At 63.2% G+C, this 21,535-nt stretch carries 23 protein-coding genes; 11 read left to right on the forward strand and 12 right to left on the reverse strand.

What is annotated here, in order from left to right:
- Positions 1-2: 2 nt before the first annotated feature.
- The 6 genes from HAP47_RS13770 (at position 3) to HAP47_RS13795 (ending at position 4,873) form a co-directional block, all read left to right on the forward strand.
- Positions 3-761, forward strand: a complete 759-nt coding sequence (locus HAP47_RS13770; RefSeq protein WP_173637781.1) for an ABC transporter ATP-binding protein — start codon at positions 3-5, stop codon at positions 759-761.
- Positions 758-1,474: an ABC transporter ATP-binding protein gene (locus tag HAP47_RS13775; protein WP_173637780.1), complete on the forward strand. Its 717-nt coding sequence runs from the start codon at positions 758-760 to the stop codon at positions 1,472-1,474. Before HAP47_RS13770 ends, HAP47_RS13775 begins: the two co-directional genes overlap by 4 nt.
- Positions 1,475-1,559: 85 nt before the next feature.
- Positions 1,560-2,786 (forward strand): CaiB/BaiF CoA transferase family protein, encoded by a 1,227-nt coding sequence (locus HAP47_RS13780; protein ID WP_173637779.1) that lies wholly within the window; start codon positions 1,560-1,562, stop codon positions 2,784-2,786.
- Positions 2,783-3,559 (forward strand): enoyl-CoA hydratase/isomerase family protein, encoded by a 777-nt coding sequence (locus HAP47_RS13785; protein ID WP_173637778.1) that lies wholly within the window; start codon positions 2,783-2,785, stop codon positions 3,557-3,559. Before HAP47_RS13780 ends, HAP47_RS13785 begins: the two co-directional genes overlap by 4 nt.
- Positions 3,560-4,015 (forward strand): MaoC family dehydratase, encoded by a 456-nt coding sequence (locus tag HAP47_RS13790; RefSeq protein WP_097674680.1) that lies wholly within the window; start codon positions 3,560-3,562, stop codon positions 4,013-4,015.
- 3 nt (positions 4,016-4,018) lie between these two features.
- On the forward strand, positions 4,019-4,873 hold the full coding sequence (locus tag HAP47_RS13795; RefSeq protein ID WP_173637777.1) for an HpcH/HpaI aldolase/citrate lyase family protein: 855 nt from the start codon (positions 4,019-4,021) through the stop codon (positions 4,871-4,873).
- On the opposite strand, the gene HAP47_RS13800 is transcribed toward HAP47_RS13795, so the two are convergent.
- The 5 genes from HAP47_RS13800 to HAP47_RS13820 all read right to left on the reverse strand — a co-directional run bounded on the left by HAP47_RS13800 (position 4,874) and on the right by HAP47_RS13820 (position 10,061).
- The gene (locus HAP47_RS13800; RefSeq protein ID WP_231168971.1) at positions 4,874-6,025 is read right to left on the reverse strand and encodes a CaiB/BaiF CoA transferase family protein; all 1,152 of its coding nucleotides are present in this window, start codon (positions 6,023-6,025) and stop codon (positions 4,874-4,876) included.
- 80 nt (positions 6,026-6,105) lie between these two features.
- On the reverse strand, positions 6,106-7,143 hold the full coding sequence (locus tag HAP47_RS13805; protein ID WP_231168871.1) for a TRAP transporter substrate-binding protein: 1,038 nt from the start codon (positions 7,141-7,143) through the stop codon (positions 6,106-6,108).
- 28 nt (positions 7,144-7,171) lie between these two features.
- Positions 7,172-8,461 carry a TRAP transporter large permease gene (locus HAP47_RS13810; RefSeq protein ID WP_173637775.1) on the reverse strand — a complete coding sequence of 430 codons (1,290 nt, stop codon included), beginning with the start codon at positions 8,459-8,461 and terminating at the stop codon, positions 7,172-7,174.
- Entirely contained in the window at positions 8,458-9,006 is a 549-nt protein-coding gene (locus HAP47_RS13815; protein WP_231168872.1) for a TRAP transporter small permease subunit, read from the reverse strand. Before HAP47_RS13815 ends, HAP47_RS13810 begins: the two co-directional genes overlap by 4 nt.
- 26 nt (positions 9,007-9,032) lie before the next feature.
- Positions 9,033-10,061, reverse strand: a complete 1,029-nt coding sequence (locus tag HAP47_RS13820) for a TRAP transporter substrate-binding protein (protein ID WP_173637773.1) — start codon at positions 10,059-10,061, stop codon at positions 9,033-9,035.
- A 157-nt stretch (positions 10,062-10,218) separates the two neighbouring features.
- Between HAP47_RS13820 and HAP47_RS13825 the strand changes: the two genes are divergently transcribed.
- On the forward strand, positions 10,219-10,395 hold the full coding sequence (locus HAP47_RS13825) for a hypothetical protein (RefSeq protein ID WP_173637772.1): 177 nt from the start codon (positions 10,219-10,221) through the stop codon (positions 10,393-10,395).
- 6 nt (positions 10,396-10,401) lie between these two features.
- Here HAP47_RS13825 and HAP47_RS13830 read toward each other — a convergent pair whose 3' ends face one another.
- The 3 genes from HAP47_RS13830 to HAP47_RS13840 are packed head-to-tail and all read right to left on the reverse strand — an operon-like array spanning position 10,402 to position 14,214.
- Positions 10,402-11,994 carry an ATP-binding protein gene (locus HAP47_RS13830; protein ID WP_173637771.1) on the reverse strand — a complete coding sequence of 531 codons (1,593 nt, stop codon included), beginning with the start codon at positions 11,992-11,994 and terminating at the stop codon, positions 10,402-10,404.
- Positions 11,991-12,695 carry a response regulator transcription factor gene (locus HAP47_RS13835; protein ID WP_173637770.1) on the reverse strand — a complete coding sequence of 235 codons (705 nt, stop codon included), beginning with the start codon at positions 12,693-12,695 and terminating at the stop codon, positions 11,991-11,993. Before HAP47_RS13835 ends, HAP47_RS13830 begins: the two co-directional genes overlap by 4 nt.
- A gap of 28 nt (positions 12,696-12,723) precedes the next feature.
- Entirely contained in the window at positions 12,724-14,214 is a 1,491-nt protein-coding gene (locus HAP47_RS13840; RefSeq protein WP_371821774.1) for a DUF4153 domain-containing protein, read from the reverse strand.
- Between the two features lie 242 nt (positions 14,215-14,456).
- On the opposite strand from HAP47_RS13840, the gene HAP47_RS13845 reads away from it, so the two are divergent.
- Positions 14,457-15,752 carry a glycoside hydrolase family 3 protein gene (locus HAP47_RS13845; protein ID WP_173640507.1) on the forward strand — a complete coding sequence of 432 codons (1,296 nt, stop codon included), beginning with the start codon at positions 14,457-14,459 and terminating at the stop codon, positions 15,750-15,752.
- 6 nt (positions 15,753-15,758) lie between these two features.
- On the opposite strand, the gene HAP47_RS13850 is transcribed toward HAP47_RS13845, so the two are convergent.
- The 4 genes from HAP47_RS13850 to HAP47_RS13865 form a co-directional block, all read right to left on the reverse strand.
- Positions 15,759-16,707 (reverse strand): IS630 family transposase gene (locus tag HAP47_RS13850; RefSeq protein ID WP_173637148.1). Its coding sequence is split into 2 segments (ribosomal slippage): positions 15,759-16,370 and positions 16,372-16,707, totalling 948 coding nucleotides; the frame shifts between segments, so codons are not numbered across the junction.
- A 104-nt stretch (positions 16,708-16,811) separates the two neighbouring features.
- On the reverse strand, positions 16,812-17,966 hold the full coding sequence (locus tag HAP47_RS13855) for an OpgC domain-containing protein (protein ID WP_173637768.1): 1,155 nt from the start codon (positions 17,964-17,966) through the stop codon (positions 16,812-16,814).
- 164 nt (positions 17,967-18,130) lie between these two features.
- Positions 18,131-18,406: a hypothetical protein gene (locus HAP47_RS13860; RefSeq protein WP_173637767.1), complete on the reverse strand. Its 276-nt coding sequence runs from the start codon at positions 18,404-18,406 to the stop codon at positions 18,131-18,133.
- Between the two features lie 161 nt (positions 18,407-18,567).
- Positions 18,568-19,206: a LexA family transcriptional regulator gene (locus HAP47_RS13865; RefSeq protein WP_173637766.1), complete on the reverse strand. Its 639-nt coding sequence runs from the start codon at positions 19,204-19,206 to the stop codon at positions 18,568-18,570.
- A gap of 127 nt (positions 19,207-19,333) precedes the next feature.
- Between HAP47_RS13865 and HAP47_RS13870 the strand changes: the two genes are divergently transcribed.
- The 3 genes from HAP47_RS13870 (at position 19,334) to HAP47_RS13880 (ending at position 21,334) form a co-directional block, all read left to right on the forward strand.
- The gene (locus HAP47_RS13870) at positions 19,334-19,894 is read left to right on the forward strand and encodes a GcrA family cell cycle regulator (protein ID WP_173637765.1); all 561 of its coding nucleotides are present in this window, start codon (positions 19,334-19,336) and stop codon (positions 19,892-19,894) included.
- A 95-nt stretch (positions 19,895-19,989) separates the two neighbouring features.
- Entirely contained in the window at positions 19,990-20,565 is a 576-nt protein-coding gene (locus tag HAP47_RS13875) for a DUF6456 domain-containing protein (RefSeq protein WP_173637764.1), read from the forward strand.
- Positions 20,566-20,911: 346 nt separating this feature from the next.
- Positions 20,912-21,334, forward strand: coding sequence for a GFA family protein (locus HAP47_RS13880; RefSeq protein ID WP_173637763.1), 423 nt, complete (start codon positions 20,912-20,914; stop codon positions 21,332-21,334).
- The last annotated feature ends 201 nt before the right edge of the window (positions 21,335-21,535 follow it).

A 21,535-nucleotide genomic window follows, 5' to 3' on the forward strand; every position in this document is an offset into this window, starting at 1 on the left:
CCATGCTGGAAATTCGTGCCCTCTCGAAATCCTTTGGTGGCGTCAAGGCGACCGACAACGTTTCGCTCGACTTTGCCGACAATTCGCTCACCGCCGTGATCGGCCCCAACGGCGCCGGCAAGAGCACGTTCTTCAACCTGATCACGGGCGCGCTGCGGCCGGACGCCGGGCAGATCCTGCTCAATGGCGTCGACATTGCGGGCAAGACGCCGCCCGAGATCGTGCGCCATGGCATCGGTCGTGCCTTCCAGGTCGCGAGCATCTTCCCCTCGCTGACGGTCGAGGAGACGATGCTGGCAGCGGTCTGTGCCGATCAGCGCCGCGCCGGCGTGATGCATCGCCGCTTTCCATTGGCCGAGACGCGCGACCGCGCCGAGCACGCGATGGAGCTGCTCGGCCTTGCCGGCAAGCGCAACAGGACCGCGGCGACGCTGTCGCATGGCGACCAGAAGCTGCTCGATATCGCGCTCGCACTGGTGCTTGACCCCAAGGTGCTGCTGCTCGATGAGCCGACCGCGGGCATGGGCACCGAGGAGCGGTGGCGCATGATCGACAAGGTGCGCGAGCTCTGGGAGAAGCAGAAGATCACCGTCGTGTTCATCGAGCACGACATGGACATCGTGTTCAAGATCGCACCTGAGATCGTCGTGCTGTGTTACGGCCGGATCCTGGCGACCGGGACGCCTGATGCGATCCGCAAGAATGAAGCCGTCATCGAGGCCTATCTCGGCAGCGACGACCATGCGGGAGCGGTGGCATGAGCGCCCAGCCGGTGGTGCAGGTCGAGGATCTCGACGTCTATTATGGCACCAGCCAGATCCTGTTCGGCGTCGGTCTGTCCGTGCGGAAGGGCGAGACCATGGCGCTGCTCGGCCGCAACGGAGCCGGCAAGTCGACCACCATGAAGGCGATCATGGGGCTGGCGCCGGCACGCCGCGGCAAGGTGACCTTGCGCGGCAACGTGGTCTCCGGGATGAGGCCGCATCACATTGCGCGGGCCGGGCTCGGCTTCGTGCCGGAGGACCGGCAGATCTTTCCCGAGCATAGCGTCGAGGACAACCTCGTCATCGGCCAGAAGAAGGGACCGGATGGTGAGGACGAGTGGTCGATCCGCCGCGTCTATGACGTATTCCCGCTGCTGGAGCCGCTGCGGCACCGGATCGCGGGTAGGCTCTCTGGTGGCGAGCAGCAGATGCTGGCGATTGCCCGCACGCTGATGGGCAATCCGGTGCTGCTGCTGCTGGACGAGCCGAGCGAGGGGCTGGCGCCGATCATCGTGCAGCGCATCGGCGAGCTGCTGCGGCAGCTCCGCGGCACCGGTGCCACGGTATTGATCGCCGAGCAGAACATGCATTTTTGCCTTGGCCTTGCGAGCCACGCGACGGTTATCGACAAGGGGCAGATCGTCTACACATCCTCCATCGAAGAGCTGAAGGTCAACGACAACATCCGGCAGCGCTATCTGGCGCTGTAGGGCATGATCTGGAAAAGTGCGCAGCGGTTTTCCGAGAAGATCGCGCCCAAGAGAATAAGGCTCTTCGACAGCTGTGGGAGGACAAATGGCGGGCGAACGCAAGCTGACGCCGACGCACGAGGCGCCGTATCGCGGGCTGAAAGTACTGGATTTCGGGCAGGGGATCGCCTCGCCCTATTGCGCGATGCTGCTCGGGGTCTATGGCGCCGACGTCATCAAGGTCGAGCCGCCCGAAGGCGACTGGTCGCGCTATCTGGGCACGACCTATGGCAATCACACGACGCTGTCGGCCGTCTATAACCGCGGCAAGCGCAGCTTGTGCCTCGACATGAAGCACAAGGACGGGATCGCGATCGCGCACCGGCTGGCGCGCGAGGCGGACGTGCTGATTGAAGGGTTTCGCCCCGGTGTCGCGGAGCGGCTCGGGCTCGGCTATGAGAGCCTGTCGCGCGACAATCCAGGCCTGGTCTATCTGTCGGTCAGCGGATTCGGGCAGAGCGGGCCGTATTCGAAGCGACCCGGCTCGGACTCAGTGGCGCAGGCGTTTTCGGGGCTGGTCTCGGTCAATATCGGCACCGATGGCGTGCCGCATCGGGTCGGCACAACGATCTCTGACGTCGTCACCGGCGTGTACGCGTTCCAGGCGATTGCGACGACCTTGTTCGCGCGTGCGACGGTCGGCACGGGGCGCTGGATCGACGTCAATCTTTGCCAGTCGACGTCGGCGCTGCTCGGGCACAAGGTCGCGGAGTTCATCCTCGAGGGCGGCACCCCGCGCGCGCTCAATGTGCCGGCTGGCACCTACCAGACGCAGGACGGCTGGATGATGGTCACGCTGGTGAACGAGCCGCAATACAAGCGGCTGTGCGGCGCGATCGGCCGCGAGGATTTGGCAAGCGACCCGCGCTTCGCCGATTTTGCCCGGCGTGCCGACGCGGCCGACACGCTGATCCCGCAGCTGCGCGAGGTGTTCCTGATGCAGCCGACGGATGCTTGGCTGACGCGGCTGCACGGGGCCGATATCATCGCGGAGCGGATCCTCAATCCCGGCGAATGGCTGCGCAATCCGCACGTCGAGACGATCAGGGCGTCGGTCCGCCAGGATACGCCGGGCGTCGGCGCGGTCTATTCGCCCCGGACGCCGGGGATCGCGAGCCTGTCCGAGGATCACCTCTGCCCCGCGCCGGACGTCGGGCAGGATAGCCGCGCGGTGCTGGCGGAGGCTGGCTTTGGTTCGGTCGAGATCGACGGCTTGCTGCTGTCGGGCGCGGTGCGGCAGGCCGAAGCGATCACAGGAGGCAAGACATCGTGAGCACGGACCTCGTTCGTTACTCGGTCAGCGATCAGATTGCGGAGATCGTGCTGGATCGCGGGCCGGTGAATGCGCTCAGCATCCCCTTGATCGACGCGTTGCTGGCGGCGCTGGCCAGAGCACGTGATGATGACGCGGTGCGCGCCGTCATCATCAGCAGTGCCCACAAGGTGTTTTGCGCCGGCCTCGACCTCGATATCGTCAGGGGCAAGCCCGCGATCGAGACCAAGACATTCCTCGAGCGGCTGTATTTCGCGCTGAATGATACGCAGTACCGCATGGGCAAACCAACGATCGCGGCGATCGATGGTGCGGTCCGGGCTGGCGGCATGACGATCGCGATTTCCTGCGACATGATCGTTGCGGGCGACGGCTCGACCTTCGGCTATCCAGAGATCGATGTCGGCCTGATCCCGGCGATCCACTTCGTGCAGCTGCCGCGGCTGGTCGGCAAGCACCAAGCGTTCGGCCCGCTATTCCTCGGCGAGCCCTTCGACGCGGCGACCGCCTTCCGCATGGGATTGCTCAGCGAGGTGGTGCCGAAGGGCACCGCGCTGGCTCGGGCCCATGAGATCGCACGCAAGCTTGCGTCGAAATCGCCCATCGTGATGAAGATCGGCCGCGATGCCTTCACGCGCGCGGTCGATGCCGATTTCCGCCGCTCGGTCGAGAACACGGCGGAAAGCTTTGTGGTGGTCGCATCGACGGAGGACTGCCAGGAAGGGCTGAATGCGTTCGTTGAGAAGCGAACGCCCAACTACAAGGGACGGTAAATGGCTGGATTATATTTCGAAGAGTTCGAGGTCGGGCAGGAATTCCATCACGAGTTCAGCCGGACCGTGACGGAGATGGACAACACCATGTTCAGCCTCCTGACCATGAACCCGCAGCCGCTGCACCTCGACGCGCACTTCTCCGAGAAGACTGAGTTCGGCCAGCGGCTGTTCAACAGCCTCTATACGCTCGGTATCATGATCGGCATGAGCGTGTACGACACGACCTTGGGAACCACGGTCGGAAACCTCGGCATGACCGACGTCAAGTTTCCAAAGCCGGTGTTTCATGGCGACACGCTGAAGGCGCATACCAGGATCATCGGCAAGCGCGCCAGCAAGTCGCGGCCGACCCAAGGCATTGTCGAATTCGAGCACACCATGACCAACCAGCGCGGCGAGGTTGTGGCAAGCTGCCGCCGCACCGGCCTGATGCACTGCAAGCCGAAGGCATAGACGATGCGATCGTTCCTGTTCGTTCCCGGCGACAGCACCCGGAAATATGAGAGTGCGAAGAAGACCGCGGCCGACGCATTGATTCTCGATCTCGAGGATTCCATCGCACCGGAGCAGAAGGTTGTCGCGCGTGGGATCACGCGCGAGATGCTCGATGCGCGCAATCCGGACCAGAAGCTCTATATCCGCGTCAATGCGCTCGATACCGATCTGACGCTTGGCGACCTCGCGGCGGTGATGCCCGGGAAGCCCGATGGCATCGTGCTGCCGAAGTGCGCCGGCGCTGCCGATGTCAACAAGCTCGCGCTCTATCTCGATGCATTCGAGGCCGCCTCAGGTATCGCGCAGGGCACCACGCGGATCGTCACGGTGGCGACCGAGACGGCGCGCGCGGTGCTGAAAATCCTCGACTTCGAGAACATGAGCCCGCGGCTTTGGGGCATGATGTGGGGTGCGGAGGACCTTGCGGCCTCGCTCGGCGCAACGCGCAACCGCACCGACGGCCGCTATCACTCGCCCTTCATCCTCGCCCGCGATCTCTGTCTGATCGGCGCGGCCGCAGCCGGCGTGGTCGCGATCGATACCATCGCCACCGACATCAACGATCTCGATGCGCTGAAGGCGGAGGCGATCGCGGCGCGGCAGGACGGCTTCCTCGCCAAGGCCGTGATCCATCCCAAGCATGTCGATGTCGTCAACGCGGCCTTCATGCCGACCGATGAGGAGATCGCGTGGTCGGAGCGGGTGATCGCTGCGTTTGCCAACAATCCGTCCGGGGTCGCCAAGATGGACGGCAAGATGCTGGACAAGCCGCATCTGCGCGCCGCCGAGAAGATCCTGGCGTCGCGCAGGAAATAGTCAGTCGGGGTCGATCAGCGCGCCCTCCTTGAGGAGGGCGGCAATCTCCGCATCCGCAAGTCCAGCCTCGCGCAGGATCTCCCGGCCATGCTCGCCGAGGTTTGGCGGATAGGTCCGGATCGATGGCGGCGTCTTGCTCCAGGTGGCAGCAGGGCCGGCCAACCGCAGCGTGCCTTCGGTCGGATGCTCCATTGATTGGATCAGCCCGACGGCCTCCAGATGCGGATCGTCGATCAGGCTGTCGAGATCGTGCAGCGGCGCATGCGGAATGTCGGCCTCTTCGAAGAAGCGCATCCATTCGGCGGTGCTGCGGGTCTTCATCATCTGCGAGAACCAGTCGTAGACAAAATCGTAGTTCCGGGTTCGCGCAGAGATGCTGTTCAGCCGCGGGTCGCGGTCGGCCTCATTGGTGAGGCCGATCTTGGCGAAGAACGCGTTCCATTGCTTGTCGGAATAGACCAGCGCGCAGATGTAGCCGTCGCTGGTTTGATACGGACGGCGGTCGGGCGACAGCAGCCGGGAGTAGCCAGATGGGCCAATCGGTGGCGCGAAGCTGCGGCCGGCCATGTGATCGCCGAGCACGAACTGCGCCATGGTCTCGAACATTGGGATTTCGATCGCCTGGCCTTCCCCCGTGCGCTCGCGGTGGAACAGCGCGGCCAGGATGGCGTGGACGGCATTGAGGCCGACGATGCGGTCAGCCATGGTCGCCGGCGAGTAGCGCGGCTCACCGGTGATCCTGCCGGTCAGCGCGGGCAGGGCGGTCAGCCCCTGGATCAAGTCGTCATAGGCGGGCCGGCCCGCATAGGGCCCGGTCTCGCCGAAGCCGTGCAGGCTGGCGTAGACCAGCCGCGGATTGGTGGCGAGGAGGTCGTCGGCGCCGAGCTTCAGCCGCGCCATTGCCGCAGGACGAACGTTGTGGACGAAGACATCGGCGTCCGCGGCAAGCCGCAGCAGCGCCGCGCGGCCGCCGGCCTTCTTCAGGTCGAGCACGATCGAGCGCTTGTTGCGGTTGCCCTGCAGGTACATCGCGCCCATCGCGGAATGGCGCATCGGGGCGGCGTGGCGCATCACATCGCCATCGGGGCTCTCGACCTTGATCACGTCGGCGCCGTAGTCGCCGAGGATCATGGTCGCGTAGGGTCCCATCATCACGCTGGTGAGGTCGACGATCCTGACGCCGGCGAGCGGACCCGCCAGCGCGGATGGTTTTTCTCTCGTCGGGGCCTGGCTCAATGTGTAGCAGCCAGTGCTTCGGTGAAGGCCTTGAAGACGTCGGTGCCCGGCTTGCCGCGCTTGTCGACGTCCTTCACCCAATCCTGGGCCACCGACTTGAAGGCGGTGTCGAACACCTTCTTGTCGTCAGCGCTGAAGTTGATGACCTTCGTGCCCTGCGACTTGATCTTGTCGGCAGCGGCCTTCTCGCCGTCCTCGAACCGCTTGCAGGCCTCGCGCGTGGTCTGCTCGCCGGCCTCGACCAGCGCCTTGCGCACATTCTCGGGCAGCAATTTGAATTTCAGCTCGCCGATCGAATAGGTGAAGATCGCGGTGCCGAAGTTCAGCCCCTCGGTGCCCGACTTGAGGATCTTGCCGAAGTCGTAGGACGCCGAGCTCTGGTAGGAGAAGATCAGCCCGTCGAGCGTGCCGCGGGTCAGCGATTCATAGATCTCGGGTGCGGCCATCCGCACCGGAACGCCGCCGATCGAGCGCATCATCAGGTCCATCGCGCCGCCGGTGGTGCGGATCTTCAGGCCTTCGAGGTCCTTTGCGGTCTTGACATCGCGGCTGGTCGCAAGCTGGACTTGGTAGGCCGGTAGCGCCAGCGTCACCAGCGGCCGAAGCTGGTTCGGCGCAAACTCCTTGGTCTCCAGGATGCCGCCATTGTGCGAGACCTTGTAGAAGGCGAGCGAGCCTTGGCATTCGCTGTCGAAGATGCCGGGCAGTTCGGCGACGGCCGTCAGCGGAAACTTGTCCGACGAATAGGACGGCACGATGTAGGAGACGTCGGCAACGCCAAGCGCGGTGAGTTGGGCCATGTCCTTGGCCTTGCCGAGCTGCTCCGCCGGGAAGTGCTGGAACGTGACCTGGCCGTTGGTCAGCTTCGTGACGAGCTCTGAAAACGGCTTGCCGACGAGCTCATGGATCACGTGGCCGGACGGCAGGCTGTCGGCAAGGCGCAGGGTGATCTTCTCCTGGGCATTGCCAGCTCCCATTGTTGCCACCAACGAAATTGCAGCCAGCGCAAGCGGCCTCGCCAGTCGAACCGACATTATGTTTCTCTCCCATGTTCGTTGGTCTTCAGTAGCCCATTTTCATGGGCAGCCAGAGGATGATCATCGGCCAGATCACCAGGATCGCAATTGCAATCAGGTGCGCGACGAAATGGGGGAATACACCGTGAAAGACCTCGCTCACCGGACGTCCCGAGTAGCGTGCCACGACGAAGCAATTGAGCCCTACCGGCGGCGTGATCATGCCGACCTCGGCCGTCACGATCTTGATCACGCCGAACCACAGTGGATCGTAGCCGAGCGACTTGATCAGCGGCAGCACGATCGGAACCGTCAACACCAGGATTGCGATCTGGTCCATGAAGGAGCCGAGAACGATATAACCGAACAGGATAATGGTCAGGATCAGCCACGGAGGCACCGGCAGGCCGCCCACCCAACTCACCAGATTCTGCGTTACCTGTGTCAGCGTGAAGAAGTAACCGAAGATCGAGGCACCGAACAGAATCATGGCGATCATGCAGGTGCCGTGAGCCGAACGGAGCAATGCGCTACGCAGCGTCTTGCGATTGATCCTGCCTTTCCAGCAGGCGAGCGCAAACGCGCCAAATGCGCCAAGCGCAGACGCCTCGGTCGGTGTGGCGACGCCGGTATAGATGACGCCGGTGACCATACCGAACAACAGCAGCATAGGCCCTACGACGCGCAGCATACGAAGCTTTTCCGCGAGCGATACGGAGGGAGCCGACGGAGCACGTGCGGGATCTTGCCAGGCCAGGAACCAGACGGTCGCCATGATCGTGAAGGTGACGAGGATCCCGGGAATGACGCCGCCGATCAGGAGGGCGCCAATATTCACTTCCGCCAGCAAGCCGTAGATCACCAGCGCCACGGATGGCGGGATCAGCATCGCAAGAGTGCCAGATATCGCCACGACGCCCGCTGCCATTCTCGGCTCATAGCCCAGCTTCAGCATTGCCGGCAGGCTCGTGGCGGAAAGCGTGGCGGCCGAAGCGGTACTGGTGCCGCAGATCGCGCCGAAGCCGGCGCCGGCCAGTGCCGTCGCCATGCCGAGACCGCCAGGGATTCGTCCGACCCAGGCCGCAGTCGCCTTGAACAGGTCGTCGGCGATGCCGCTCACGAGCACGAATTCCGCCATTAGCAGGAACATCGGGATCGTGATCAGCTCGTAGGAGGTCACCGCCGAGAGCGGCGCGGTCTGCAGTATTCCAGTCAGTATCGACATGCCGCCGACCAAGTACAGGCCGAGCACGCCGGATCCTGCCATCGCAAACCCGACTGGGGTGCCGATCGCAAGCAGCACGAACAGCACCAGCATTACCAGCATCAGCGTCATTCGAACGTCTCTCCGGCGGCGTGCGAGGTGGGTAGTGCGATCACGCTACGTCCGGTCGCGAGCGAGATCACATGAGCAACGAGGTGAAGCGTGAGGCGGATCGTGATCAGCCCGGCGCCGAACGGAACCAGGCCGATCGACGGCCACATCGGCCAGGGTATCGCGCCGGCCATCACATCGGCGGACCTGAAGCTGTCGACGGCACGCAGCAAGCCCAGATAGGCGATCAGCGAGAATATGACGATGCCGACCACGCAGGTAACAATCTCCGAGACACGGATCATCGCCGGCGAGAATTTCTGCTGCAGGATGTCCACGCTGACATGGGCATGGCTGGCGTGGGCGTCCGACAGCACCAGGAAAAAGATACCGGCCATCAGGTAGAGCGAGATCAGGTCATAGGCCCATGAGAAGGGCTTGTTGAACACGTAACGCATGATGACGTCGCCGAACACGATCATCATGATCGCAAACATGAACGTCGCCGCAATCGTCGAGGCAACCTTCTCGATGGCGCCGAGCGCCCTTAGCAATCCGTCGATCAATTTTCTGTCCCCGTGGCTTTGCGTATTCATTTTGCCGGGACGGCAGCGACCGCGGCGTCAAACTCCTTCAGGGCGTCGCTGCCGTGCTTGCCGCGCGCATCGAGCCCGTCGGCCCATGCCTTGCCCACGCCCTTCGTCAGGTCCTTGAGTTTTGCGACGACGTCAGGCTGCAAGGTATCGAACTGGACGCCTGCGGCTTCCATCGACTTCATGGTCTCGGTGTCCTGCTTCTGCACTTCCTTGCAGGCGGACGGCAGGATCTCCTCGGCGGTGTCGATCATCGCCTTCTGAATCTCCGGCGATAGTTTCTTCCAGGCGTTCTCGCTGATCGAATAGGCGACCACGAAGCTCGCGAAGCCAAAGCCGTCGGTGGAATGTTTCACCAGCTTGTCGGCGCCATAGGCGACGACGCTCTCGAGCGGAAACAGGAGACCGTCCATCGTGCCGCGCGACAGCGACTCGTAGGCGTCGGGGGCCGCCATCCGTACCGGCACCGCGCCGATCGCGCGCAAGGTGAGGTCCTGCGCGCCGCCGGTCGACCGCAGCTTCAGTCCATTGATGTCGGCTGTGTCCTTCACCGGTTGCTTCACGGTCAGGATACGATAGGGCGGAAGGCTGACTGCGAGCAGCAGGCGGATGCCGTTTGCGGTATAATCCTGCTCTGCAATCACGCCGCTTCGCGCGGTCTTCCAATAGGCGAGCGTGCCCTGGCAGGAATGCTCGAACGCGCCGGGGAGCATCGCGACTTCGGAGACCGGCATCTTGTCGGAGACGTAAGCGGGCGCGACATAGCCGATATCGGCGACGCCGGCTTGCGTCAGCTTCAACATGTCGGCGGCCTTGCCGAGCTGCTGCGCCGGATAGTGTTCGAACGTCACCGCGTTGTTGGTGCGCTTCTGCACCTCGGCCATCCAGGGCTCGAGCACGAGGCGGACGAGGTAATGCCCTTTCGGAAAAGAGTCGGCCACCCGCAGCTTGATCGGTTCCGCCGCCGCCAGATTGACCGACGCGATGAGGAAGCCGTAACCGGCTAATATGCGCCGAAGCCCGCCCATATGTCCTGCCCCTGAGTAGCCTTGTTGTTTTGAGCAGCTGCGCATAAACGAAATTGCCCGTCAAGCATGGCTCGGCTGAGCATGCCTGATCGGACAACCGGAGAGCGCAGGCGGCCATGCGCCGGCGCGATTGCGAGGGCGGAAGTCGAGGACGTCGATGCGCTTGATTTCAAGCCGTAAGCGCGCGACGGCCAACTGGCTGGAAGCTGATGCTGAGAGGCAACCAGATATCGATCAATTTTGTCCACCACGCGGGAAATTCCTCCGGTGTGCTCGACGGCTCGGCGCCGCCGCCGGCGGCATGGCGGCCACGATCATCATCGAGCGGGTCTGAAGCCGGTTAGACCGCGGGAAACTCCAGCGCGAAAGCGACGCTCTGGCTGGCAGGCAGGAGACGGATCGTACCGCCATGGCTCACCATGACGGCTTGCGCGATGGCGAGGCCCATGCCGGTGCCGCCGCTATCGCGGCGGGTGGTGAAGAAGGCATCGAAGATCTTGTCGCTGTTGGCGTCGGAGATCGGGTCACCATCGTTGCTCACCGTCACCCTGAGGGTCGAGGTTTCGGCAATCGCTTCGAGCTGCACCGACCTGGCATTGTGACGGAAGGCGTTGTCGGCCAGATGCGCCAGTACGATCAGAGCCTTCTCGCCGGACATCCCGATCGAGCGGTCGAGGTGGCCGCTGGCCACGATTGTCCGCTGTGCAAAGCGGCTCTTCAGGTTCGTGATGACGCCAGAAAGCGGGGTCTGCTCGTTCTGCGGAGCGCTCTCTGCGCGCGCCAGCTCGCGCAGCCGCTGGCTCATCGCATCGAGCCGCGCGACGTCGCCAAGGATGTTCGAGATGAAGCTCTGTTGCTCGGATCGGGTCAGCGTGTCCGACTTACTTTGAAGCGAATCCTGCAGCAGCTCGGCCGCGCCCCGCATCGATGTCAGCGGCGATTTCAATTCGTGCGTCAGGTGTGCCGAGAAGGTGGCGATGTAGTCGGAGCGGCGCGACAGCTGTTGGGCCATGTCGAGGAAGCTGTCGGAGAGCTGGGCGAGCTCGCGGGTGCCATAATGCTGCAGCGGTTGAAACGCATTGCGGTCGCCGCGGCCGATCCGCACGGCGCGATCGACGAGCTCGCGCATCGGGCGCGTGACCGTACGAGAGAACATCAGCCCGATCGCAACGGTCGCCAGTAGCACGGCCAATGTGGCGAGCAGGAACTTGCCGCGCTCCTGGTAGAGATGATCGAAGATGTTGCTCGGCGTCCGCGACGTGTAGATCACGCCGGCGACGTGATCGTTGACGGTCACGGGCATCGCGGAGAAGACATGGACACCGACGCCGCGGCTGATCGAATAGATCGGTGGCGGAGGCTTGTCCGGCATGCGGATGCGCAGCGTGGCGCTATACTGGCCGCCCAGCGCCGCAGCCACCTCCTCGATATGGGCAAGCGACTGTCCGACCTCCTGGCGTCCCGCGATCACCACACCTTGCGGATCGAGAATACGGAAACCCGCCAGCGTGACCTTCTGGGTCTCCAGGATGATGGGCATGAGTGCGGTACCGATCTCGACATAGGCCGGATCCGCCGGCTTCGCCGCCGGCAGCGCATCGGGCCGTCGCCGCAGCAGGTCGTTGCCGGCGAGATCGAGCGCGGGCCGGATCGGCGTCACCTGCTCGCCGCGATCAGGCAGTGCCTCCGGCGGTACCGCGGCGCCGAGCAGGATGCCATCGCCAAGCCGCGCCTTCACGTGTTCGGCGTAGATCGCGGCAAGGACACGGCTTTGCGCGATCAGCTCGGCTTGCGTCTGGTGAATCAGCTGATTGTCGTAGAGGCGAAAGAAAAACAGCCCCATCAGTGGCAGGACCGCGACCGACGCAAGCACGGTGAAAATGACCAGACCAAGCGACGGTCGCCACTTCTGGCGGGCGCGGAACGATGTCATGCTTGCTGCTCGCCGCGACCGAGCCTGAAGCCAACGCCGTGAACGGTTTCGATAACGTTGTCGCAGTTTACGGCTGCGAGCTTGGCCCGGATGTTGCGGATGTGGCTGTCGATGGTGCGGTCGGAGACCTGGATGTTGAGCTGGTAGGCCGCACTCATGATCTGCTCGCGGTTGAACACCGCCGTTGGCCGCGTCAGGAAGGCGCGCAGAATTCCGAACTCGATCGCGGTCAGGCGCAGCGGCACGCCGGCGAATGCCGCCACGTGCTGCTCGGGATCGACCGAGAGATGTCCCCGGGAGAGCACGCCGGCCTCTGTCCTTGTCCCCGCCTTCCGCAGGGTCATGCGCCGCAGGATGACATTCACCCGCGCGACGAGCTCGCGCGGGCTGAACGGCTTGGTCACGTAGTCGTCACCGCCGATCTCCAGGCCGAGGACACGGTCGCTCTCGTCGTCACGGGCGGAGAGGAACAGGATCGGCACGTCGGACGATTTGCGGATCTCGCGGCAAACGTCGAGGCCATCAAATTCCGGCATGCCGATATCGAGCACGATCAGGTCCGGCCGCTCGCCGGCAAACCGGGTCAGCGCCTCCTTGCCGTCGCGGGCCTCGGCCACGTTCATGCCGGCTTTCTTGAGCGCGACGCGGATGACCTCGCGGATATGCAGGTCGTCGTCGACGATGAGGATGCGGTGCGTCACGAGTCGTCTCCGAAAACCGGCGCTTCGACTATCCCGGCGCGTTGCTCTGTCGCCCGTCCAGGAAACGCTGAAGCCGCCAGCCGCGAAAGCTCCAGCCGCGCCATGAGGCCATCTGCTGGCGTTGCTGTTCTACAAGGCTATTGCGGCGAGAGACAAGGACCGGGCTGGCGTAACGCAGTTGGATCGCCTGGTCGATGGCTGGAAGCGCGTTCGGGCCGAGCTGGATCAGGTAGTCCATATCCAAACTGACGCCGCTGCCCGAGGCTTCGTGGCTGTGACGGACATTATAGTCGGCGATGACGGCGGCGAAATTGATCAGAGAACCGACATAGAGCGCGATGGTCAGTACCAACAGGTTGCCGCGGACGAGCCATTCATTCGATGCCCGCAGGGCAATGCGCACCAGAATCAGGATCAGCCCGACGGCGACGAGCAGCATCCAGATGAATGCCGCAACGCGCCAGTAGGTAAGCAAATAGGTTTGGACATAAAGATCAAGCCGGAGAATCGAGGAGATCACCAGTAGAATATTCTGCCCGACCCAGAGGTAGACGAGCGGTCGGATTACCCGCGATTGTTCGGCCGGGCCGCCCGGCCGCATCGCGACCAGAACAAAAGCCGCGGCCAGGAGCGCCGTGACAATCAGCGGATAGGCGCCACGGTGGGCGTAGGATGCGTAGGTGATGGCGGCGGGAAGCGTTGCGTTGCCCCAGAGATAGATCGCATCGAGAATTGTCTGAATCGAAAACAGCAAGTTGAACAGGATCAGAGAGCGCAGGATGGTGCCTGCGCCGAACAAGTCGATGAAATGATCGGGTTCAGCCGGACCCTGCGCGGAAGATCGCGGTCCGCTGGGCGCGACATTGGTGTAGCGCCGCCATTTGACATGGACGAATGGCCAGACCAGCGCCAATACGAGGATCCAGAACAGCGTGCGACCGAGGCTGAGGCTGGCGGCGGGATTGCCGGGGTTCAGCTGGCTGATCCATATCTCCAGCACCGGATTGGCTGCGACGAACAGAAAGACAAACACGGTTTCGAGCAGCAACGGCACGAACCATAGGATGAACCCCCTGGTGAGGCCCGGCAGGTCGAATGCGCTGACGACGTCCCGGAACAACCTGAAAGGGCTGACCAGAAGGAGATCCACCAGCGAGGCAACTCCCCTGGTCACGCTGTCGAGACAGGGATTGGTCGTCAGAGCAAGCGCGGTGCCGAGCGCAAGAATGGCGAAGGCCAGCGAGACTGCGTTGACCTCCTCCAGGGCAGGGAGTAGCCCGGCCACAACGATCGCGCCGGCGATCGGCAGCCTGTGGCGAGCGACGTGACCGAAGTTGGCGGCCAGTGACACGCCGGCCAGCGCGAAGGCGAAGAGGACGACCGATAGCCCGGCGTTCTGATCATAGAACAACCAATCGGCCAGCGCGACGAGCGCAAGCGCGGCGGCGGCCTTGGCCGGCGGCAAACCATTGGCAATCGAGTAGGTCTCGGTTTCCGGTGACTCTAGGCTTGTCATCATGACCTCTGGACTGAAGGACGTGTGGACTTCGGCGTTCGCGCTGACGTCATCGACGGATCTGCGGACGCGATCCCGGTTGCGGCGGGGCGCACCTTGGGTTGGCCGCGTGCAGACGGCGGGAAGGCGATCAGCAGGAGTTCAGGATTGTTATGCAGATTGCGTGCAGAGCGGTTTTATCCGCTCGCTGCGGCGATTCCGGTCTGATACGGACGATACATTCGGTTCGTTCACCCGTCGTCTCCATGCAAATGATCAAGCGCGTCGGCATTGCCCTGGCCTGGATCGTCGGGCTCGTATTCGTCTTGGCCGGCGTCAACAACAACGATCCGTATCTGGTCCCGTTGCGCGGGACGGGCAATCTTCTTCTCGTGCTCGCAAGTATCGCCGTCGTGTTCATGCTGGCCCGCGGCGCCACGTGGCGGAGGCGGACGCGGTCAGGAAGGCTCCTGGTGATCCTGTGGTGTCTGCCGCCGCTCGCGATGCTCGCCGCGCATGGTGTGTTCGAGGTGCGGAAGCACCGAGTTCTCCAGACTGAGCCGGCCCTCGCGCGGTCGCTGGGGCAGCATTTTATCATCGGCTATCGGTCGTTCGACGAGGTCGCACCGCTTGTGGAGAAGGGGTTCGTTGCGGGCATCTATGTCACCCGGCGCAACGTCGCCGGCAGGACGGCTGGCGCTTTGGAGGCGGAAATCGCCACACTGCAGGCCAGGCGGCGAGCCGCCGGGCTGCCGCCGTTGGTGGTGGCCACGGATCAGGAGGGCGGCATCGTTTCGCATCTGGCACCACCGCTCACGAGACTGCCCGCACTCGCCTCCCTGGCGCCGGAAGAGCAAAAAGCGAAAGCCGAGGAGTTCGGGCGCATCCATGGACGCGAGCTGGCGTCGCTTGGCATCAACCTGAACTTTGCCCCGGTGCTCGACCTGCGGCCGGCGGCGAAGCACAACCGGCTCGATTTCAATACGCTCATCAATCAGCGCGCGATCTCCGATGATCCGGCCAAGGTGAGCGCGATCGCGGGCGCCTACATCCATGGCCTCGAGTCCGCGGGCGTCAATGCCACCGTGAAGCACTTTCCGGGATTGGGCCGCGTGCGCGCCGACACGCATCATTTCAACGCCGATCTCGATACGCCGGCCGGCGAACTGGAGGCGACGGACTGGCGCCCGTTCCGCGATGTGCTGTCGTCGACCGATGCGCGCCTGATGGTCGGGCACGTGGCGGTGAATGCGCTCGACCCGGGACGGCCGGCGTCGCATTCAAAGGCCGTGGTCGACGGGCTGATCCGGAAGAGCTGGAACTACCAGGGCGTCGTCATGACGGACGATCTGGTGATGGGCGCGATCTATCAGCACGATGTCTGCACCGCGGTCGTGGAGGCGTTGAACGCGGGCGTCGATCTGTTGCTGGTCGCCTATGACGGGTTGCAGTTCTACCGCCTGTTCGATTGCGCGACGGATGCAGCTGCGCGAGGGGACCTCGACACCACCATGCTGCACGACAGCGAGACGCGGCTAAGGCGCGCGCTGCTGGTCGACTAGAGCGTTTCACATTTTGACTGAAGCATAACCGGCGTTTGCGAAGTAGTTTGCGCATTCGCGAGGCTGGATGTCCTGAACGAGGTGACCGATGTGGCGCCAAGTGTCTTCGACGGTGCGCCTCTGAGCCTGCCGCATCCAGTGTTTGATCTTGGAGAAGGCCTGTTCGATCGGGTTGAGGTCGGGCGAGTATGGCGGCAGGTACCAGAGCCTGGCGCCAGCAGCCTGGATCATTTGCCTGACAGCTTTCGACTTGTGGCTTCCGAGGTTGTCGAGAATGACGATGTCGCCTTCGCGCAGGGTTGGCAGGAGAAGGTGCTTCACATAAGCGCAGAAGCATTCGCCGTTGATCGGGCCGTCGAAGACGCAGGGTGCCGTGAGTTGGTCATGGCGGAGCGCGCCGAGGAATGTGAGGGTACGCCAGTGACCGTGCGGGGCGAAGCCGCGCAGGCGTGCGCCCTTGGGGCCCCAGCCCCGCAAAGGGGCCATGTTGGTCTTGATCCAAGTCTCATCGATGAAGACGAGCCGGCCCGGATCAAGTCCGGCCTGCCAGGATCGCCAACGCTGGCGCCTACGAGAGACGTCGGCGCGCGCTTGTTCGAGGGCGAACAGTGTTTTTTTTGAACCGCAGCCCTTCCCGGCGCAGGAACAGCCAGACCGCGTTGTGTGAGACCTTGACCCCACGAGCTGCCAGTTCCGCCTTCAGACCATGCAGCGTCAGGTGCGGCGTCTGAATGATCCGCTCGACAATGAAGGCACGATGCGGATCAAGCAAGGGCTTGCGGTGACCGCCCATCTTGCCGGGCGCAACCGAGCCGGTCGCCCGCTGCCGCTGTGACCACTTCACAACCGACGAGACCGCAACACCAAACCGTTCCGCCACAGATCGGCAGCTCTCGCCCGCCAAAACCGACGCCACCACACGCTCGCGAAGATCCAGGGAAAGAGGTCGGGTCATGCGATGCTGGCCTCCAATCCAGTCAGCATCTTGAATCACAAACCGCCAAAAACCGGAATCCCCTCCGATTCAGTTAAGCAATGAAATGCTCTAGATCGACGGATTCAGGAATGAGCGCCGACCGCCGATTTGTTGTCCTGCCGCTTCGACCACGAGACGTAGTAGGCGACAGCCGTCATTGCCGCGAGACCGGCGAGGCTGACCGCGACCTGCCTTGTCAGTGAGTATGGGCCGGTGATCAAAATCAGGTGCGCAGCGAAGGAGAGGAACACGCCCGCACAGAACACGGCCAGCCATTCCTCGCCGCATTTGATGATCGGCTGCAGGGCGTAAGATCGCAGATATCCCCAGTCGCGCGGCACCAACCAGGTGAACAGGAATGTCAGGGTCAGGAAATGCAGTATGCGGTGAGGTGCGACGTCCTCCCGGTCGCTCTGCAGCAGCATGTCGCTTAGTCCGCTCGGCATCATTTGAGCGAGCGCCGGGATATCGCTACCGGAGACGATCGTCAGCGCGAACAGCAGGTACAGCAACGCCGTGGCGCGCAGCGCGGTAACGGCCTGCATCGCGCGGATCGCAGGTGCATAGCGCGTGCCGATGAGCGCGAGCCAGCCACCCATCACGAACAGCAATTGCCAGCAGAACGGATTAAGGTACCAATCTCCGTACGGATATGAAGTCAGGTTCCAGTCAAACACGCGGGCGGTAGCGTAAAGCGCCACGGACGCGAGAAGCGTTGCGTTCGGCACGTAGAGCAATCCGAAAACGACGAACGGCTGGAAGGCCATCAGGGCGATAGTGAGTTGCAGCACGTCGAGATTGAGGGGTTTTGCCTGGAGGAACAAGCCGTAGATCAGCGTCCGGATCGGGTGGTCGATGAATCCGGTGATGTTGAACTCGCTGATGATCTCGGGCGCCGCGGTCCGCGTGGCGACATAGCTGATCAACTCGACATAGATCACGAACAGGACGATATAGGCAGCATAGAGCTGCCATACTCGCTTGAAGATACGGGTCGCGGCCACCACGAATCCGCGCTCCAGCGCCATCCGGGCGTAGAAGAGCGTCACTGCATAGCCGCCGATGAACACAAAAAGGTCGGTCGCGCCGCTAAAGCCGAAATTGCGCATGGTCAGCGCGCTGACGACGTTGTGCGGAACGTGATCCAGGAACAGAAACCAGTTTGCGATGCCAAGCAGCAGCGCGATCCTGAGATCGCCATCGGCTCTCGCGATCTCGGCGTTTGTTGTCGAAGTCATCTGAAGCTGAAATCTGCCGGCCCGGGAAGACGATCGCTAATCTAGTGGGAATCCACGCCCGGTCCGAATAGACCCTGCGTGAACCCTATCTAGTCTGTTTCGGGTTCCGGCCAAGTGGCCGGCTCAAGAAAGATCACGTTTTCGCAATCGCCGCGTGAGCGTGGTCAGACCGGCTCGTGTTTGCGCAGGTCGCGGGCGTGATCCAGTGTATTGGCTTGCAGGTTTGCGCCGGTCGGGGCGACCTCCGGCAGGGCAGCCTCCGCGAGGATATCGTCCGTGATATCCTCAACCGAGCACTCGGCAACCTCGTGGATGAAGCTGATGTTGGTGTATTCCCCTGACGCGACCCGCGAGATGACCTCGCGCCGCGTCATTTCAGGATCGACGATCGCCTCGCGGCCACGGCGGCCATAGTCGATCATCACAACAAAATACTGCATTGCCTGGCGGTTCGATGCGTTGACTTTCGTTGGCCATTATTTCCGATAATCGGAATTATGTCAAGGGAAATTGACGATAATCGGAACTCAGGCGCGGGCGCACTGACCGATTCGGCCCGAAGGCATCCGAATCGGTCAGGCCGGCCCCTGCAGCCGGGCGGCTACTTCTCGGACGACCGTCCGCCCTGCGCCCGGGCGGATTTGCGGCTCTTCGCCGCCGTCTTGCCGCGCAGCCTTTCGATCTGGCCGCGGGGCAGGGTGACGCAGATCTCGCCGATCCATTCGAGCTTGACGCCGTTGATCGGCTTGGCATTGAAGCTTTTGAGGTTGACCGTACCGGACGAACTGCCCCGCTCGATCGTCTTCAGATAGCGCTCGCCGCTCTTCAGCCGGACCGCAGCTTCCTCTCCGTAGAAGCTCGACAGCGGATAGCGCTGCTCGCGATACACCACGATGACATCGCCGTTCTCGTATTTCGGCAGCATCGAATCGCCCGAAACCTCGAAAGCGACGGTTTCCTCCGTCATCGGGAAGGGGAGCTCGATCTCGCCGAGACCCTCCGGCGGGACCTGCTCTAGCTCCGGCTGGATCGAGGCGCCGGCGCCGACCCGGCCCACGATCGGCACCGAGTTCAGCTCCAGGTATTCCATGATCGGGGCGATCTCCGACGCCTTGATCAAGCGGATTCCCGACAGGATTTCGGACACCGCCCCGGCCCGAACCCCCATTGCGCGGGCAAGCCCGCCCTTGCTCTTTCCAGTCTTTTCCAGTGCTCGTTCGATAAGTGCCGCGTCCAGCATGTTTCATCCTCTCCAAAGCTGGACATACTACTACCGTTACGATTATCAGAATTCAAGCTTGACTTTTACTTCGGAATATCGGAAGGTGTTCGAGGCGCCGGCGGAATGACAAAAATGGGAATTTGGAATGGATATGGTGAACTGGCTGCCGGAGCATTCGGCTGCCTTGCAGGACCTGCGCGCCCGCGGCTTGTCCTATTCGGAAATCGCTGACACGATCAACGCAACCTTCAGCACGGCCTATACTCGCAACGCGGCCCTCAGCCGGGCGCAGCGCATGGGGCTGGCGGGCCTCGATTGGCCGGAGCCGTCCCTGCCAGGGCACCTCGATCCACCCAAGCCGGCCTTACCGGAGCCAGCGAGGATCGGGCGCTTGCGTGAAGGGCGGGCCGAGCTGAAGTGCGATCCGCTTCGCTGGCCGAAAAGCTTCACCGAAACGGTGGAGATGCCCCAACTTCGTTGCGCGGCGGTCGCGCCACGGCACCTTTCACTGTTCGACCTCAAGCGCGGAGACTGCCGCTATCCCTATGGCGGGGATGCCGACGGCGAAACCATGACCTTCTGCGGTCACCCGTGCCGGCCGGGCGCGAGCTATTGCACGCCGCATTTTCACCTGAGCCGCGATCCCGAGGCAGCGACGAGGCCGGTACTGAACGACGCCTGGCTTCAAGCCGTCGGGGCCATCTGAGGCCGCTCACCTTCCGACCGATCGATGTCGGTCCACACAACCGCGGTCGCGCGGACGCCGCCGCGCGCTTTCATCACACATTTCGGAGGTCACCAATGCCGCGCGCAAAACGCCGGAAACCGTACGATCCCGCTGGAACACATGATCGGCGCTCCCAAGATCTGCCCGTTAACGCCGAGGTGGCGACCGTCGAGATCGACGATCCCCTCGCGCTCGAGCCGGGCGAGAAGATCATTGCCTTTCGCTCGATACGCAACGATCCGCTCGGCCGGTTGCATGCACACCGGCAGATCGACGACACACAGTACCGAAGCGGTCGGGCCTTCCAGAACGATTGGGAGAAGGCCGAGCGCGGCCCTCGCGCGGTGGATACGACGCGGGAATATGTTGACGGCGGTCAGCAACGTGAACCGATCACGGAGGGGCAGCGCCAGGCGACCTTGCGCCTGAATCGCGCCGAGCATGAGCTCGGTGCCGACGGTTCGGCACTGGTGCACGACGTCCTGATCCTCGGCATGACCATGGAGCAGGTTGGGCAGCGGCGCGGATTGCGTACCCAGCGCTGGCAGGACTATTTTGCGCGGCGCCTCAAGGAATGCCTCGATCGGCTGGCGCTGATGTACGGGCTTGTCACGCCGAGCAAGGTTCCGGTGAAGGACCGTCAATGCTGATCTGAAGCGATGTGCTCACGTGCCGGGTGCCGCTCAGGCATCCGGCGCGGCAGTGATCCATTATGTGTGGGGCACTATAGTTTGCCTCACACTGAGTTCGTCCTGATCTGCGTCGAAGACGGTCGACAGCAGCGCGGACTCTCATGTAACTTCGCTCACGTCGACGACCTGCCCGCATTCGTGCGCAGTGTGTTGCCTCTGGTGCGGGGGAATGGTCTGGTACGTCCACAAGGGAGTTCGCAGCGGCCAAGCCCGCCTTGATCTTATCCTGCATCGCGAACATCACGAGTAACGTGGGTCGATGCCGGCGCGGAGTCCAATCAATTCACCCAAGGAGAACCGAGCGATGAATCACACTGGAACCTGCTTTTGCGGCGCCGTCGAACTCAAGGTCACTGGGGAGCCTGAGGCGATGGGCTATTGCCACTGCCGTTCATGCCGTTCCTGGTCCGGCGGCCCAGTGAATGCATTCAGCCTCTGGAAGCCCGAGGCGGTCGAAGTCACCAAGGGCGCCGATCATCTCGGAACGTTCGAGAAGACCGCGATGAGCCAGCGCAAATACTGCACCAAGTGCGGCGGTCACCTGATGACGAACCACCCGACGCTTGGGCTCGTCGACGTGTTCACGGCAACGATCCCGACGCTGAAGTTCAGCCCCGGCGTTCACGTCAACTATTCCGAGGCGGTGCTGCCGATACGCGATGGCCTGCCGAAGCTGAAGGACTTTCCGGCCGAGTTCGGCGGCTCCGGCGAAATGATCGCCGAATAGCGCGACGGTTCTCGAGCGGGTGGCGACGGAGCGTCGCCACCCGCCGATGTCCATTCTTCCGCTCGCCGGCCGCGCTGACGGATCCGGTATCCGGCGGATTTCCTTGACATTCGAAATCGTTCGACCGTGTCGGCGCTGCCGGCACTGCGGGACCCCGTTGCCGCTGACAGCCATGTCAGGCGAAGGTCCCGCCCTGCAAAA

It is taken from the genome of Bradyrhizobium sp. 41S5 (assembly GCF_011516665.3).
GTDB lineage: Bacteria > Pseudomonadota > Alphaproteobacteria > Rhizobiales > Xanthobacteraceae > Bradyrhizobium > Bradyrhizobium quebecense.